This is a genomic window from uncultured Thiohalocapsa sp. (genome assembly GCF_913062725.1).
GTDB lineage: Bacteria > Pseudomonadota > Gammaproteobacteria > Chromatiales > Chromatiaceae > Thiohalocapsa.
This window is the reverse complement of the sequence record NZ_CAJXWY010000001.1, coordinates 12,532-26,024: the sequence shown is the minus strand read 5'-3', so window position 1 is coordinate 26,024 and position 13,493 is coordinate 12,532. Positions and strand designations below refer to the sequence as shown.

Here is a 13,493-nt window from a genome sequence, read left to right as displayed (position 1 = left end):
CCCAGTCACCAATGCCCGAGCGATTGCAAGCCATCCGCGGCATGCACGACGTGCTGCCCGAGCAGGCCCCCATCTGGCAGCACCTGGAGGACCACGCCCGCGCCGTCGTCGAAGGCTACGGCTACCGCGAGATGCGCACGCCGCTGCTCGAGCCCGTGGAGCTGTTCAAGCGCTCCATCGGCGAGGTGACCGATATCGTCGAAAAAGAAATGTATGCCTTCGAGGACCGCGGTGGCGACCGCCTTGCGCTGCGCCCCGAGGGCACCGCCAGCTGCGTGCGCGCCGCCCTGGAGCACGGCCTGCTCGAGCAGCCCCAGCGCATCTGGTACCGCGGCCCCATGTTCCGGCGCGAGCGCCCGCAGCGGGGCCGCTACCGCCAGTTCCACCAGATCGGCGTCGAGGCCTTCGGTCTCGCCGGGCCGGATATCGACCTGGAGATCATCGTCATGACCCGGCGGCTGTGGCAGGCGCTGGGGCTCACGGACCTGCGTCTGGAGCTGAACAGCCTGGGCGATGCCGGGGAGCGCGCCCGCTACCGCGCCGACTTGGTGAACCACCTGCGCGCCCACGAGACGGCCCTGGACGACGACAGCCGCCGGCGCCTCGAGACCAACCCCCTGCGCGTGCTCGACAGCAAGAACCCCGACCTGGCAGCGGTCATCGCCGCCGCACCGAGCCTGCTCGACTACCTGGGCGAGGCGAGCCGCACGCATTTCGACGCCCTTTGCGCCGGATTGGACGACATCGGCATCGGCTACCGCATCAATCCGCGCCTGGTGCGCGGACTCGACTACTATAACCGCACCGTCTTCGAGTGGATCACCGACGCCCTCGGCGCCCAGGGCACGGTCTGCGCCGGCGGGCGCTATGATGGGCTGGTGGCGCAGCTCGGCGGCAGAGAGACGCCCGCCGTGGGCTTCGCCCTGGGCACCGAGCGCCTGCTCGACCTCATCGACACCAGCGCCATCACCACCGGCCCCGACGCCTATCTGGTCGCACTCGGCGAGCGCGCCGCCGCCGCTGCGCCCGGGCTCGCCGAGCGCCTGCGCGACGCCGTTCCCGGTCTCAGGCTGCTCACCCATTGCGGCGGCGGCAGCTTCAAGCGCCAGTTCAAGAAGGCGGACAAAAGCGGCGCCCGCCTGGCGCTGATCCTGGGCGACGACGAAGCCGCCGCCGGCACGGTCTCGTGCAAGCCCCTGCGCGGCGGCGGCGGCGAGCAGCGCACGCTGAGCTTCGATGCGGCGGTCGCCGTCCTGCGTGAAACCTGTAATGCCCGGTAGGCCATGGCGTTGTGGCTCGACAACGGCCGCAGGCGCACAGGCGAGCGGTGTATCGATTCGCATCGAGGCGAACGCCGCCTGACGGCAGTCGTATCGCCGACGAACCTATCAATGGTCGCGCCCCGACCCAAGCAATCACGACGGAGCAGTCATGGCAGAGCTGGACACTGACGAAGAGAAAGTCGAAGCGATCAAGCGCTGGTGGAAGGCCAATGGCGTCGCCGTCATCGGCGGCGTCGTCATTGGTCTCGGCGGCGTCATCGGCTGGCGCACCTGGGTCGACTACCGCACCACCCTGGCCGAGCGCGGCAGCATCGCCTACGAGCAGTTGCTGATGACCGCGGAAGCCGGCGGCGCCACGTCGGCCCAGAGACAGGTGGACGCCATCGTCGAGGATTATGGCTCGACGCCCTATGCCATGTTCGCCGCACTCACCCGCGCCCAGCTGGCACTCGCCGCCGACGACCCCATCGGCGCCGAAACCGCCCTGCGCATGGCCATCGAGCGGGCACCCGATCCGGCGCTCACCACATTGGCGGCGCTGCGCCTGGCCCGGGTACAGCTCGATCGGGGTGCGCTGGCAGCAGCCACCACCACCATCGGGCAGTACGGCGACGACGCCGCCTTCGCCGCAGACTTCGCGGCGCTGCGCGGCGACATCGCCGCCGCCGAGGGGCGGGTCGAGGACGCCCGCGCCGCCTATCAGCGCGCCCTCGAGGGCGGTGTGGCCAACGCGCGGCTCATCGAACTCAAGCTGCAGGATCTGCCTGTGGACACGGCATCATGAGGTCGCTTAACCCGGCCACAAGCAGCCGCGCGGGCTTGCCCGTCGGCTGGACCTGCGCCGCGGCGCTGGCGGTGCTGCTCGGCGGCTGCGCGCAACTGCCGTGGCTCGGGGGCGAGCGCGATCCGACACCGCCGACACCGCTGGACAAAAAAATGACCCAGCGAGCCGTGCCACAGGTGCTCTGGCGCACGCGCATCGGCAAAGGCACGGACGAGCGCCAGCTGCGCCTGCTGCCCGCCGTCGCTGACGGGCGCCTCTATGCCGCCGATGCGCGCGGCGGCGTCGCCGCCCTGTCGCCGGGGGATGGGCGCATCATCTGGGAGCGCAAAACGGATTTTCCGTTCAGCGGTGGACCGGACGTGCAGGGTGACACCCTGGTGCTCGGCTCAACGGATGGCGACCTGGTGGCACTGTCGACGCGCGACGGCGCTCAGCGCTGGCGCGCCCAGCTGGACAGCGAAGTCGTCTCCGTGCCCCGCATCATCGGCGACCTGGTGCTGGTGCACACCGTCGACGACACCCTCTACGCCTTCGACCGGGCGGACGGCGGCGAGCGCTGGCGCTACAGCTTTCCGGCCCCGGTGCTGACCCTGCACGGCACCAGCTCGCCGGTCGCCACCGCCGAAGGCGCCATCATCGGTGTCTCCGGCGGGCGCCTGGTGCACGTGGAGCTGGAGCGCGGCCTGCCCCTGTGGGAGGTCATCATCACGCCGCCCCGCGGCCGCAGCGAGCTGGAGCGCATCGCCGACGTCGACGCCGAGCCGGTGGTGGTCGGCGACACGGCCTATGTGGCCACCTACAACGGCGACCTGGCCGCGGTGGACATCCCCAGCGGCGATGTCCTGTGGCGCCGCGAGCTCTCCGCCCATGCCGGACTCAGCGCGGACGCAACGGCCCTGTATATCACCGACTCCGACGATAACCTGTGGGCAGCCAGCCCGGCCGACGGCGCCGGCCTCTGGCGCCAGGAAGGCTTGCGCCATCGGCGTGTCACCGCCCCCGCCCTGCTCGGCGACGACCTGGTGGTGGCGGACCTGGACGGTTATGTCCACTTGCTCTCGCGCCGCGATGGCGCCCTGCTGGGCTTCGAGCGCGTCGCCAGGGCGCGCATCGGCCATCGGCCGGTGGTGGCCGGCGGCGTCGCCTATGTCTATGCCAACGACGGCACCGTCGCGGCGCTGCGGCCCAGCGCCCGCGCGGCCACCGGCGGCGCGGCGGCGGTGGTGTCACCGGCGCTCGATCGGGATGATCCGCCACCGCTGCCGCCGGGCGTGGCCCCAGAGGCGGCGGCGCCAACCCGGCTGCCGCCGACCGATCCGGCACCATCCAGCGCAGCGGCCCCAGCCGGCGAGGATGGGTCCAGCACAGCGCCGCAGGCGAGCGGCACCACCCCCTGAGCACGCCACAGGACACGACATCGATGCTGCCGGTCATCGCCCTGGTCGGACGGCCGAACGTCGGCAAGTCGACGCTCTTCAACCGTCTCACCCAGACCCGGGATGCCCTGGTGGCGGATTTCCCGGGTCTCACCCGCGATCGTCAATACGGCATCGGCAAGCTGGGTCCAGAGCGCTATGTGGTCGTCGACACCGGCGGCATCAGCGGCGGCGATGGCGTTGAAGCCCTGATGGAGCGGCAGGTGCAGCAGGCCATCGCCGAGGCCGATCACCTGCTGTTTCTGCTCGACGCCCGCGACGGCGTGACCGCCGGCGATCTCGACATCGCCGCCAGTCTGCGCCGCACCGGCAAGCCACTGACACCGGTGGTGAACAAGATCGACCACCTGGCCGAGGTCCTGGCCGCGGCGGAATTCCACAGTCTGGGTCTCGGCGACCCCTGGCTCATCGCGGCCAGCCAGGGCCGCGGCGTCGCCGCCCTCATGCAGCACGTCTGCACCCGGCTGCCGCCCGCCGAGGACGCGGCGGCCGTTGATGATGCACGCGTGCGTGTCGCTGTGGTGGGTCGGCCCAACGCCGGCAAATCCACGCTGATCAACCGCATCCTCGGTGAAGAGCGCGTAGTGGCCTACGACAGCCCGGGCACCACCCGCGACAGCGTCGCCATACCCTTCGATGTGGGTGAGCATCGCTACACGCTCATCGACACCGCCGGGGTGCGGCGCCGGGCCAGAGTTTCTGACGCGGTTGAGAAATTCAGCATCATCAAAACGCTGCAGGCCATCGAGGCCTGCCATGTCGTGATTCTGGTGTTGGATGCCCGGCTCGGCATCGGCGAGCAGGATGCCACGCTGGCGGGCCATATCGTCGAGGCCGGACGCGCCCTGGTGGTGGCCATCAACAAATGGGATGGGCTGGACCCGGAGCAGCGCCAGCGCATCAGGCACGAGTACGAGCGCCGCCTTGGCTTTCTGGATTTTGCGGCGGTACACCGCGTCTCAGCGTTGCACGGCAGCGGCGTCGGACTGCTGCTGGATGCCGCCGACGCGGCTTATGCCAACGCCATGCGCGAACTGCCCACGCCGCTCCTCACCCGGCTACTGGAGGATGCGGTGCAGGCACACCAGCCGCCGCTGGTGCACGGGCGACGCATCAAGCTGCGCTATGCCCACCAGGGCGGCCGCAACCCGCCCATCATCGTGATCCATGGCAATCAAACCGAGGCCCTGCCCGCCGCCTATCGCCGCTATCTGATGAATCGCTTTCGCGGTGCGCTGGCCCTCGCCGGCACGCCCCTGCGCCTGGAACTGCGCTCCGGCGATAATCCCTACGCCGGCCGCCGCAATCGGCTCAGCCCGCGCCAAGCCCGCAAGCGCCAGCGCCTGAAGGACTTCGTCCGTCGCAAGGGATGATGGCACCGGACCTGCGAGCGCGGCCGGGATCCGGGCGAGAGGCGCTCGCCGTCGGCATCAGGCCTGGGGTGCTGCGGCCATGCCGGGTGCATCCGCTTGCGGACGCAACGAGAGTTGATAGACATGCTCCACCAGCCGATCGAGGCCGCGCTCACGGAAGCGAGGATTCTCGGCCAGCGCGTCGAAGGCCGCCAGGGCTTCGATGTGGAAGGCACCGCCGAACAAGCGCCGCACCTCCGCCTCGCTCACGGCGAACGGCGGGCCTTGCATTCGCGCTTGATCGTAGTCGAGTGAAATCAATAAAGACGCTGGGGATACCGCGGCCGATGTGGTCGCGTCCAGCAAGGCCGTCAGATGCGCCGCGTATGCCTCACGCAACGGCGGGGGCAATGCAATGAGCGCGGCACGATCGTAGACGGCGTCGATGCTGGGGCGCGCGGCGTCACCCACCCCGCCCTCCAGGCCGATCTCGGCCTGCACCAGGGCCGGTGTCAGGTCAAAGAAATCCCCCACCAGCAACACCAGTTCGTCCACCGCAAAGCGCTGGAAGGGCGCCGGGCTCAGATCCGTGATCTGCGGCGTCAGGTCATTGTCGCGGAAGAAGGCCTCGGCGGCGATGGTACTGAGCTCGATCCCGAGCACCCGATGGCCCTGACCGGCAAGCCAGAGCAGATCCAGACTCTTGCCACACAGGGGGACCAGCACGCGGCCCGTAACGGGCACGCCGAGTGCGGGCCAGTGCTCGGTGAGATGGCGATTGATAGACGCACTGTGCCAGCCGGTCTCGCCGTGTTGCCAGCGCTGGTGCCAAAACTCGGGTGTCATCTCATGCTCCGGCGTGTCGCCTGTGCGCGCGGCAAGGACGCCGGGCTTGCGAACGCACCGAAAATAGTTGTTGATAGCAGGCTGTCGCCTTTAAGCAGCATTGAAGCGAGCCCCGAATGACGATGATTTCCACAGCGCCCGTCTTGCACACGGGCCGTCTGATACTCACGCCGGAGGACCCATGGCAAATGCTCGCACCAGCGACGCTGGTTGGTGCTCTGCGGGCACTCGGCCTGCTTGGAGCCACGCGGCAGGGCGCCACGCCGGACGCCTTCATCGCCGGGCCGGCGCTGGGCGAGCTCATCGGCTTCACGGGCTGCGCGGTACAGTTCGGCGGCGATGCGTCGTCACAGGTCGCCGCCGGGCCTTGGTTGCGAGTGCCGCCGCCGAGTGCCGCACCCCGCGTGTTGTGGGGTCGCAACACGCGACCGCCGCGCTGTCCGCGCTGTGGCGCACCGCTGCGGGCGTGGCGCATGCAATTGCCCGACCCTGCAACGGCGGCGGGCGGGCCGCCCATGGGTGCCGACGCCACCCTGCCCCTGCACTGTTGTGGCTGCGACGTCCGGACACCCGCCCTCGACTGGCGCTGGGGTCGGCACGCAGGCGTGGGCCGCAGCCTGATCATGGTAGAAGAAGTCTTTCCCGCCGAGGCGTCGCCGCTGCCTGCCCTGACCAGTGCGCTCGCCGACCTGGGGGCCGGGCCCTGGACATTCTTCTACGTGCAGGATTGAGCAAGCCGCATGAGGGTGCGGACAATCCGACAGCCACCCGTTCAAGGTCGCGGTGCCTGCGGCGTTACCGCAGGCACCGCTGGAGGGTATCCGGCCGGGCGGCCGGCTTGGACGGCTGGACTGAACAGCCGAAACAGGGCCGGCCGGCGCGACGGCGGCGTTATCGGCTCAGGCCTTCGATGTATGCCGCCACCGCCTTGATCTCGTCATCGGTCATGTTGCCGGCGACGCCGCGCATCATACCGTTGGGGTCGTTGGCCCGCTCGTGGGAGCGGAAATGCTGGAGGGTTTGCGCCACATACTCGGAGTGCTGGCCGGCGACGCGCGGAAACTTCGCCAGGTTGCTGCCGAGGCCCGCCGGCCCGTGGCAACCGGTGCAGGCGGGGACGCCGGTCTGCGGATTGCCGGCGCGATAGATCTTCTCGCCCTTTTCCACCAGCGCCGCCTCGGCGGTGCCACCGGACTGCTCGAGGGAGGCGTAGTAGACCGCCAGATTCCTGACCTCTTCTTCGGTCAGCGGCATGGCCATCGGCGACATCTGCACGTTGTAGCGGTCGTTATTCTTGAAGTTCATGAGCTGCTTGTAGATGTACTCCGGATGCTGACCGGCGAGCTTGGGCCACACCGGCTGGCCGGGGATACCGTTGCCGTCCATGCCATGACAGGCCTGGCAGATCTGGCTCGCCTTCTCCTTACCCTTGGCCGGATCACCGTCGATACCGAAGCTGGCCCCGGATTCTGACGCTGGGGATGCGAGTGTGGCTCCGGCGGCGAGCAATGCGGTAGCGGCGAGTGCTGAGCTCAGCGAAATCTTCATGGCACCTTCCGAGTCGATGGTCGTTGAATGTTCTTTGCCCTGCGGCCGGCTGTGCCCCGCAACGGACTCAGTACCTAAGCCTCTAAGCCGACTATATATATCAGCAGACAGCAATATAGGTCAATGTCCTGCACACGCCGCAAGCTGCCGGTATGGACGAGCATCGCGCCCGAAAGTTCCTGATTCAGGTGCCCTCGCAGGGCCGCTGTCACCGGGCCCGTGCGGGCGTGGGCGCCCGACTCACGACGGCGCCGACAACAATGCGCGCAGGCGCGCGACGATCACCGCCGCCGGCGTTGCGTGCGGGAGGGTGTCCACCAGCTGCCCATGCTGATCGACGACATAAGTAAACGACGAGTGATCGATCAGGTAACCCATGGCGGAATCGGGCGCTTGCGTGCGCCGATACGCGGCGCCGTAGCGTGCGGCGGCCTCCGCCACCGCCGCTTCGGCGCCCGTGATGCCGAGGATGCCAGGATCGAAATAGGCGGCGTACTCGGCCAGACGCTCAAGATCATCGCGCGCGGGATCGACGCTGACGAACAACACCTGCACCTGCTCACGCTCCGCCGCGGTGAGCTGTTTCAGGGCATAGCCGATGATGGCGAGATTCGTGGGACAGATGTCGGGGCAGGCGGCATAGCCGAAGTACAGCAACACCACCCGACTGCGGAAATCGGACAAGGCCACCGGCCCGTGCACGGACTGCAGGGTAAAATCGCCGCCCTCAGGCGCGCCGGCAAGGTCGAGCTGGCGATGCGCGTCGCCGGGCGGGTGACCCGGCTGCCAAGCCCAGAGCAGCCAGGCCAGCAAGCCGGCGAGTGCCAGCACGGCCAGCAGTGGCGCCAATAGCGGCGCCGGCGGAGTCCACGGCGGGCGCTGGCCACGATTGACGCGCATCGACGATCGTACCGATGTCTGCCTGTGCCCGCTAAGCGCGCGGATTGTCAGCCGGCGGTGGCGCGGTGACGCAGCGCCAGATCCATGTAGTGCACCGCGGCATAGTCCAGATACTCAAGCTCCAGGTCCGTCAGTGCCCGGACACGCTTCGCCGGCGCCCCCACGTAGAGCCAGCCGCCATCGAGCTTCTTGCCGGGCGGCACCAGGGCGCCGGCCGCCAGCATGACGCGCGGCCGCAGCACGGCGCGATCGAGCACCCGGGCACCGATGCCGACCAGACAGTGATCGTGGATCTCGCATCCGTGCAGCGTTGCCTGATGACCAATGGTAACCCGATCGTGCACGATGGTGGGGGCGCCGCCTGGCAGGAAGCGGCTATCGTGGGAGACGTGCAGGACGCTGCCATCCTGGACATTACTGCCAGCACCGATATGAATGCGATGGATATCGCCCCGCAACACTGCCATGGGCCAGATGGATGCCTGTGCCCCCACCTCGACGTCGCCAAGGACGACGGCGCTCTCGTCGATGTAGGCATCAGGCGCAATGCGCGGTTCCAGTCCTTGGAAGCTGCGGACGTTGTTCATGCGGCCCCCGGGCGTATGGCTGAAATAACGGCGATCATGCTAACACGCGCCCGGCGGCGCCGGCGGCCACATCGGTGGCGCCGCGGTCCTTTGTTATCATCATGTATCCCGTTCGCACCAGCTGCAGCAGGCGCTCGCGATGCTTCCCGACCGATCACCGTCGCCGCGGCGGCCCTCGACCAACCTCCGACTCGCCCTGCCCCTGGCCGCCATCTGCCTGCTCGCAGGCTGTCAGGGTCGACTCGGGGGCTACGGCGAAACGCCCTTCAAGCCCGACCCGGAGGCGCCCACGCCGAAGAGCTTCACGCCCGGCCCCAAGTGGACGGAAGGCGACTACAGCCTCCCCGCCTGGCCGCGGGACGACGACCTGGTCGAAGTCAAGCTCGACGGGCCGGCGCAGAGGCTCACACATTACATCGATACCCGCAGCCTGCAGACCGGCAGCGACGGCGTGGTGCGCTACACGCTGGTGACCGAGTCCGCCAGCGGCGCCCGCAACGTCAGCTTCGAAGGCCTGCGCTGCACGCCGAACGGCCGATGGACCAGCTACGCCTATGGCACTGACGGGCGCTTCAGGGCCAGCGGCGAGCAGTCCACCTGGATACGTGTCAGCGAGGGCGGCGACCGACTGCACTACGAACTCTGGCGGCACTATCTGTGCACGCACCTGGCCTTCGAGCCGCGCCCGCGCACCGATCAGCTGCGCATGCTCGCGAGCGGGCGCGTGCCGGGCGTGGATAACGCGGGCTTCCTGCCGGATTGAGCGTGGGCGCGGGCGCTCCGCCTCGCCCGCGGGCGCGGCCGGGCCCCTGCTTGCGGCGGCAGCGGCTGTGCATGATTGAAACCGCCGCATCGGGACCGAGTTCTCGATGCAGCACCGGGCCGCAACGCACCGGGCCCGCCCAAACACTCACACAGCCGACGGAAACCGCCAGCAATGACCAACCCGCTCCTCGAGGATCGCCTCCTCCCCGATTTCCAGCGCATTCAGCCCGAGCACGTCGAGCCCGCCATCGACCAGCTGCTCGCCGACGGCCGCGCGCTGGTGGCCGAGCTCGGCGCCCAGGCGGACACGGCCACCTGGGAGCGCTTCGTCGCGCGCATCGAGCTCGAGGACGACCGCCTGTCGCGGGCCTGGTCGCCGGTGAGCCACCTCAACTCGGTGATGAACTCCGAGGCCCTGCGCGCCGCCTACAATGCCTGCCTGCCCAAGCTGTCCGACTACGCCAGCGAGGTCGGCCAGAACACGGCGCTCTACCGCGGCTACCAAAAGGTGACCGAACAGCCGGGCCTCGACGACGCCCAGCGCAAGATGCTCGCCAACACCCTGCGCGACCTGCACCTCGCCGGCGTCGACCTGCCGGAAGACAAGAAGGCGCGTTTTCGCGCCATCAGCCAACGCCTGAGCCAACTCACCAACCAGTTCGCCGAGAACGTGCTGGATGCCACCAACGGCTGGCACAAGCACTTCACCGACGCGGCGGCGCTCGCCGGCATGCCGGCGGCGGCCCAGGCGCTCGCCAGGCACGAGGCCGAGTCGCGCGGCCTCGACGGCTGGGTGCTGACGCTCGATTTCCCGTCCTTCGAGCCGGTCATGAAGCACGCCCAGGACCGCAATCTGCGTCGGGAGGTCTACGAGGCCTTCAGCACCCGCGCCTCCGACCGTGGCCCGCAGGCCGGCCAGTGGGACAACACGCCCGTGATGGAAGAAATCCTGGCGCTGCGCCACGAGCAGGCGCAGCTGTTGGGCTTTGCCAACTACGCCGAGCTGTCCCTGGCCCCGAAGATGGCCCGTGACACGGACGAAGTCATGGGGTTCCTGCACGACCTGGCCGCCCGCGCCGTGCCCCAGGCCCGCGCCGAACTGCAGGAGCTACGGGACTTCGCCCGCGACAGCGACGGCCTGGAAGACCTCGCCCCCTGGGACCTCATGTATTACGGCGAGAAGCTGCGGGTGGCGCGCTTCGACATCAGCGACGAGGCCCTCAAGCCCTACTTCCCCCTGGAAGGCGTCATCAGCGGCATGTTCCGCGTCGCCGAGAAGCTCTTCGACGTGGCGATCGAGCCGGCCCCGGCGGATAACACCTGGCACCCGGACGTGCGCCGTTACGTCATCCGCGATACCGACGGCAGCCCCCGCGCCGAGTGCTACCTCGACCCCTTCGCGCGGCAGAAAAAGCAGGGTGGCGCCTGGATGAACGGCGCCGTGAGCCGCATGGTCATGGCCGGGCGCACGCAGCTGCCGGTGGCTTATCTGGTCTGCAACTTCACGCCGCCGGTGGCGGGCCACCCGAGCCTGCTCACCCACCGCGAGGTGGAGACCCTGTTCCACGAATTCGGCCACGGCCTGCACCACATGCTCACGCGCGTGGACTACCCACCCGTCGCCGGCATCCACGGCGTGCCCTGGGATGCCGTGGAGCTGCCGAGCCAATTCCTCGAGAACTGGTGCTGGGAGCGAGAATCCCTGGATTTGTTTGCGCGTCACCACGAAACCGGCGCCCCCATCCCCCAGGATCTGTTCCAGCGCCTGCTCGACGCCAAGCACTTCCAATCGGCCATGCAGATGGTGCGCCAGCTCGAGTTCTCCCTGTTCGACTTCCGCCTGCACCTGGAATACGACCCGGCCCGGGGTGCACGCGTCTACGACATCCTGGATCAGGTTCGCGACCAGGTCGCCGTGCTCAAGCCGCCGGCCTGGAACCGCTTCGCCCACGGCTTCTCGCACATCTTCGCCGGCGGCTACGCCGCGGGCTATTTCAGCTACAAATGGGCCGAGGTGCTGTCGGCGGACGCCTTCTCGCTGTTCGAAGCGCGCGGCGTCTTCGACCCCGACACGGGCCGCGCCTTCCGCGAGCTGATCCTCGAGCGCGGCGGCTCGGCGGACGCCATGGATCTTTTCACCGCCTTCCGCGGCCGCGAGCCCAGGGTCGATGCCCTACTCCGCCACAGCGGCATCGGCACCGCCGTGCAAGCGGCCGGCGGCGCTGCCGATAGGCAGCAAGCGGACGATGCGCTATAGTATTGGACTGGTTGCAGCGCCGCCTCGCGCCCGCCGCGATCGCGGGTCGGACACCCACGTCCCGGCCCGTTGCAACAACCAGTCCACCGGGGGCCAACCACGCCCCGCACGCGCCCCGCGGGGCGCGCACCAGCACAGGTTCAGCGGGAGAGGTGCCGGAGTGGCCGAACGGGCCTGACTCGAAATCAGGTGTACGCGCGAGCGTACCGTGGGTTCGAATCCCACCCTCTCCGCCAAACTGCCAGGGAAATCCGCCTAGATTCAGCGGCTTAGAATCTCGGGAAAATCTCAGTCCACCTTTCAGTCCACCTTTGCGACAACGCTAGGCCCGTTTTCGCGGTCCGACGAACGGTGCCGATGGCGACGAAGATGGCCAGGACTTCTCGCCGAAGATGACCAGGACTTCTCGCCGAAGATGACCAGGAACTGCTGGTCGAAGATGGCCTCGACCTAGACCTGCAGGTGGTGGTCCTGGTGCTCAGTCGCCGCCAGCCGCCGCACCAGCGCCGAAGCGACCGCCGCGGGACGTGCCACGTTGTGCTCGACCGACGCCTGCCATCTGCAGGAGCGCCGTCGCGGCTCGGAGCCTGATGCCAGGGTCGTGGCGGTAAGTCAGCAATTGCTCAAGCTCTCCGAGCGCCGCGCCTGCCAGCTCGGTGAGCGCACCTTCCAGCTCGCCGCGGACCTCTGCCACGACGGCCTCGTGCGCCGCCTGCCACGCCGGGAGCTTTCGCCATCGCGAAACAGTCTCGGGTCGCACATTCAGCTCGCTGGCAATGTCGACGCCGGCCCATCCCGCCGCCGCAAGCTCTGCGCCGCGCCGTTGCTGGTCGGTCAAACCATCCTCGATGGCGACCGGGTGATTGTGTTCTTCGTCCATCAATAATCCTCAAGCCGCAACCGCGCCGGGAAATGCTTTGACTAGGGAAACACGGCCCAGTGAATGGCCCGCTCTGCAGGGTGATTCAAGGGACCCAAGCCATTGTCCTGCATAGCATTTTCGCCGGAGCACTTCGGAAAGATTAGGTACAGCTCTCGCAGTCCCTATCGAGCGCGCACGCGCGTGCGTGCGTGCGCGTGTCTGGTCCTGCAGCGCCTGAGCGCCTGAGCGGCTCAGAGAGCCGATGGCGACCATGACCTAGGCCATCGGGTTAGGCCATGACCGCCAGCGCCGTGAGCGGCCTTCTACGCCGTCGCCTTCTGCCGATGCCGCTTCACGATGCCGCGGATGATGCAGGTGGGTCTTCATCATCGCCGTTACGCCGTAACGCAAGCTCGCCTGCGTAGTATCGCCGCCGCTCGCCAGCGTCGAGCGCATCGAGCAACCGAATCTCCATCTGGTCCAGCGCCTGCTCCAGTGCTTCACGGAGCGTTACGCCGTAACAGGTGGCCAGCCGCTGCAGCACGACCTTCGCGTGAGCGTCGATTGCAAGATTCAGTCGACCGCCGTTGCTCTGGTGTCGTTGTCGGTATCGCCGTTGTCGCTCTGCGCCGCTCATGCCCATGATGCCCTCGGTGGTGCTGTTACGCCGTAACGGGAGCATAGGCCGTTACGCAGTAACATACAAGGCGATGGCGATGTGCTCGGTGGTGATGTGCTCGGTGGCGGACTCGACCGCTTTCTGGCCATCGGCCTGCAGGTGCGGCACGCGGGAGCGTGCCCTCTCTCTGTGACTGTCTCTTGAGAGTCTCTATGAGAGTATCTGCGGCAGAATTTGCCGCACGTTCCTGCAAA

The 13,493-nt window shown here is 68.3% G+C and carries 13 protein-coding genes and 1 tRNA gene; 8 read left to right on the top strand and 6 right to left on the bottom strand.

The window, feature by feature from the left end; translation table 11 throughout:
* Nucleotides 1–11: 11 nt before the first annotated feature.
* The 4 genes from hisS (at nucleotide 12) to der (ending at nucleotide 4,876) form a co-directional block, all read left to right on the top strand.
* Nucleotides 12–1,280 (top strand): histidine--tRNA ligase, encoded by a 1,269-nt coding sequence (gene hisS, locus QZ588_RS00135; protein WP_295538292.1) that lies wholly within the window; start codon nucleotides 12–14, stop codon nucleotides 1,278–1,280.
* A gap of 151 nt (nucleotides 1,281–1,431) precedes the next feature.
* Complete coding sequence (locus tag QZ588_RS00130; protein ID WP_295538289.1) at nucleotides 1,432–2,067, top strand: tetratricopeptide repeat protein; 636 nt, start codon at nucleotides 1,432–1,434, stop codon at nucleotides 2,065–2,067.
* Nucleotides 2,064–3,464 carry an outer membrane protein assembly factor BamB gene (gene bamB / locus QZ588_RS00125; protein ID WP_295538287.1) on the top strand — a complete coding sequence of 467 codons (1,401 nt, stop codon included), beginning with the start codon at nucleotides 2,064–2,066 and terminating at the stop codon, nucleotides 3,462–3,464. The genes QZ588_RS00130 and bamB overlap by 4 nt, the downstream gene beginning before the upstream one ends.
* 23 nt (nucleotides 3,465–3,487) lie before the next feature.
* Nucleotides 3,488–4,876: a ribosome biogenesis GTPase Der gene (gene der, locus QZ588_RS00120; protein ID WP_295538284.1), complete on the top strand. Its 1,389-nt coding sequence runs from the start codon at nucleotides 3,488–3,490 to the stop codon at nucleotides 4,874–4,876.
* A gap of 57 nt (nucleotides 4,877–4,933) precedes the next feature.
* Here the strand turns inward: der and QZ588_RS00115 are convergent, their stop codons facing one another.
* Entirely contained in the window at nucleotides 4,934–5,701 is a 768-nt protein-coding gene (locus tag QZ588_RS00115) for a thiopurine S-methyltransferase (RefSeq protein WP_295538282.1), read from the bottom strand.
* A 188-nt stretch (nucleotides 5,702–5,889) separates the two neighbouring features.
* On the opposite strand from QZ588_RS00115, the gene QZ588_RS00110 reads away from it, so the two are divergent.
* The gene (locus QZ588_RS00110; protein WP_295538280.1) at nucleotides 5,890–6,432 is read left to right on the top strand and encodes a hypothetical protein; all 543 of its coding nucleotides are present in this window, start codon (nucleotides 5,890–5,892) and stop codon (nucleotides 6,430–6,432) included.
* A gap of 160 nt (nucleotides 6,433–6,592) precedes the next feature.
* On the opposite strand, the gene QZ588_RS00105 is transcribed toward QZ588_RS00110, so the two are convergent.
* The 3 genes from QZ588_RS00105 to QZ588_RS00095 form a co-directional block, all read right to left on the bottom strand.
* Nucleotides 6,593–7,249: a c-type cytochrome gene (locus QZ588_RS00105; RefSeq protein ID WP_295538278.1), complete on the bottom strand. Its 657-nt coding sequence runs from the start codon at nucleotides 7,247–7,249 to the stop codon at nucleotides 6,593–6,595.
* 240 nt (nucleotides 7,250–7,489) lie between these two features.
* Nucleotides 7,490–8,149 carry an SCO family protein gene (locus QZ588_RS00100; RefSeq protein ID WP_295538276.1) on the bottom strand — a complete coding sequence of 220 codons (660 nt, stop codon included), beginning with the start codon at nucleotides 8,147–8,149 and terminating at the stop codon, nucleotides 7,490–7,492.
* A 47-nt stretch (nucleotides 8,150–8,196) separates the two neighbouring features.
* Nucleotides 8,197–8,736, bottom strand: a complete 540-nt coding sequence (locus QZ588_RS00095; RefSeq protein ID WP_295538274.1) for a gamma carbonic anhydrase family protein — start codon at nucleotides 8,734–8,736, stop codon at nucleotides 8,197–8,199.
* Between the two features lie 139 nt (nucleotides 8,737–8,875).
* Here QZ588_RS00095 and QZ588_RS00090 point away from each other — a divergent pair, with 139 nt between their 5' ends.
* From QZ588_RS00090 to QZ588_RS00080, 3 genes are all read left to right on the top strand, one after another.
* Nucleotides 8,876–9,499 (top strand): CNP1-like family protein, encoded by a 624-nt coding sequence (locus QZ588_RS00090; protein WP_295538270.1) that lies wholly within the window; start codon nucleotides 8,876–8,878, stop codon nucleotides 9,497–9,499.
* 174 nt (nucleotides 9,500–9,673) lie between these two features.
* Nucleotides 9,674–11,758, top strand: a complete 2,085-nt coding sequence (locus QZ588_RS00085) for a M3 family metallopeptidase (RefSeq protein WP_295538268.1) — start codon at nucleotides 9,674–9,676, stop codon at nucleotides 11,756–11,758.
* Nucleotides 11,759–11,904: 146 nt separating this feature from the next.
* Nucleotides 11,905–11,994: transfer RNA gene (locus QZ588_RS00080), tRNA-Ser, on the top strand.
* Nucleotides 11,995–12,236: 242 nt separating this feature from the next.
* Here QZ588_RS00080 and QZ588_RS00075 read toward each other — a convergent pair.
* Together QZ588_RS00075 and QZ588_RS00070 are read right to left on the bottom strand one after the other, a co-directional pair.
* Complete coding sequence (locus tag QZ588_RS00075) at nucleotides 12,237–12,638, bottom strand: hypothetical protein (RefSeq protein ID WP_295538266.1); 402 nt, start codon at nucleotides 12,636–12,638, stop codon at nucleotides 12,237–12,239.
* 334 nt (nucleotides 12,639–12,972) lie between these two features.
* Nucleotides 12,973–13,302 carry a hypothetical protein gene (locus QZ588_RS00070; RefSeq protein WP_295538265.1) on the bottom strand — a complete coding sequence of 110 codons (330 nt, stop codon included), beginning with the start codon at nucleotides 13,300–13,302 and terminating at the stop codon, nucleotides 12,973–12,975.
* Nucleotides 13,303–13,493: the final 191 nt, after the last annotated feature.

Bases quoted from the DNA above. Each gene is read 5' to 3' on its own strand.
- hisS (WP_295538292.1), top strand. From the start codon at position 12: ATGCCCGAGCGATTGCAAGCCATCCGCGGCATGCACGACGTGCTGCCC.
- QZ588_RS00130 (WP_295538289.1), top strand. From the start codon at position 1,432: ATGGCAGAGCTGGACACTGACGAAGAGAAAGTCGAAGCGATCAAGCGC.
- bamB (WP_295538287.1), top strand. From the start codon at position 2,064: ATGAGGTCGCTTAACCCGGCCACAAGCAGCCGCGCGGGCTTGCCCGTC.
- der (WP_295538284.1), top strand. From the start codon at position 3,488: ATGCTGCCGGTCATCGCCCTGGTCGGACGGCCGAACGTCGGCAAGTCG.
- QZ588_RS00115 (WP_295538282.1), bottom strand. From the start codon at position 5,701: ATGACACCCGAGTTTTGGCACCAGCGCTGGCAACACGGCGAGACCGGC.
- QZ588_RS00110 (WP_295538280.1), top strand. From the start codon at position 5,890: ATGCTCGCACCAGCGACGCTGGTTGGTGCTCTGCGGGCACTCGGCCTG.
- QZ588_RS00105 (WP_295538278.1), bottom strand. From the start codon at position 7,249: ATGAAGATTTCGCTGAGCTCAGCACTCGCCGCTACCGCATTGCTCGCC.
- QZ588_RS00100 (WP_295538276.1), bottom strand. From the start codon at position 8,149: ATGCGCGTCAATCGTGGCCAGCGCCCGCCGTGGACTCCGCCGGCGCCG.
- QZ588_RS00095 (WP_295538274.1), bottom strand. From the start codon at position 8,736: ATGAACAACGTCCGCAGCTTCCAAGGACTGGAACCGCGCATTGCGCCT.
- QZ588_RS00090 (WP_295538270.1), top strand. From the start codon at position 8,876: ATGCTTCCCGACCGATCACCGTCGCCGCGGCGGCCCTCGACCAACCTC.
- QZ588_RS00085 (WP_295538268.1), top strand. From the start codon at position 9,674: ATGACCAACCCGCTCCTCGAGGATCGCCTCCTCCCCGATTTCCAGCGC.
- QZ588_RS00075 (WP_295538266.1), bottom strand. From the start codon at position 12,638: ATGGACGAAGAACACAATCACCCGGTCGCCATCGAGGATGGTTTGACC.
- QZ588_RS00070 (WP_295538265.1), bottom strand. From the start codon at position 13,302: ATGCTCCCGTTACGGCGTAACAGCACCACCGAGGGCATCATGGGCATG.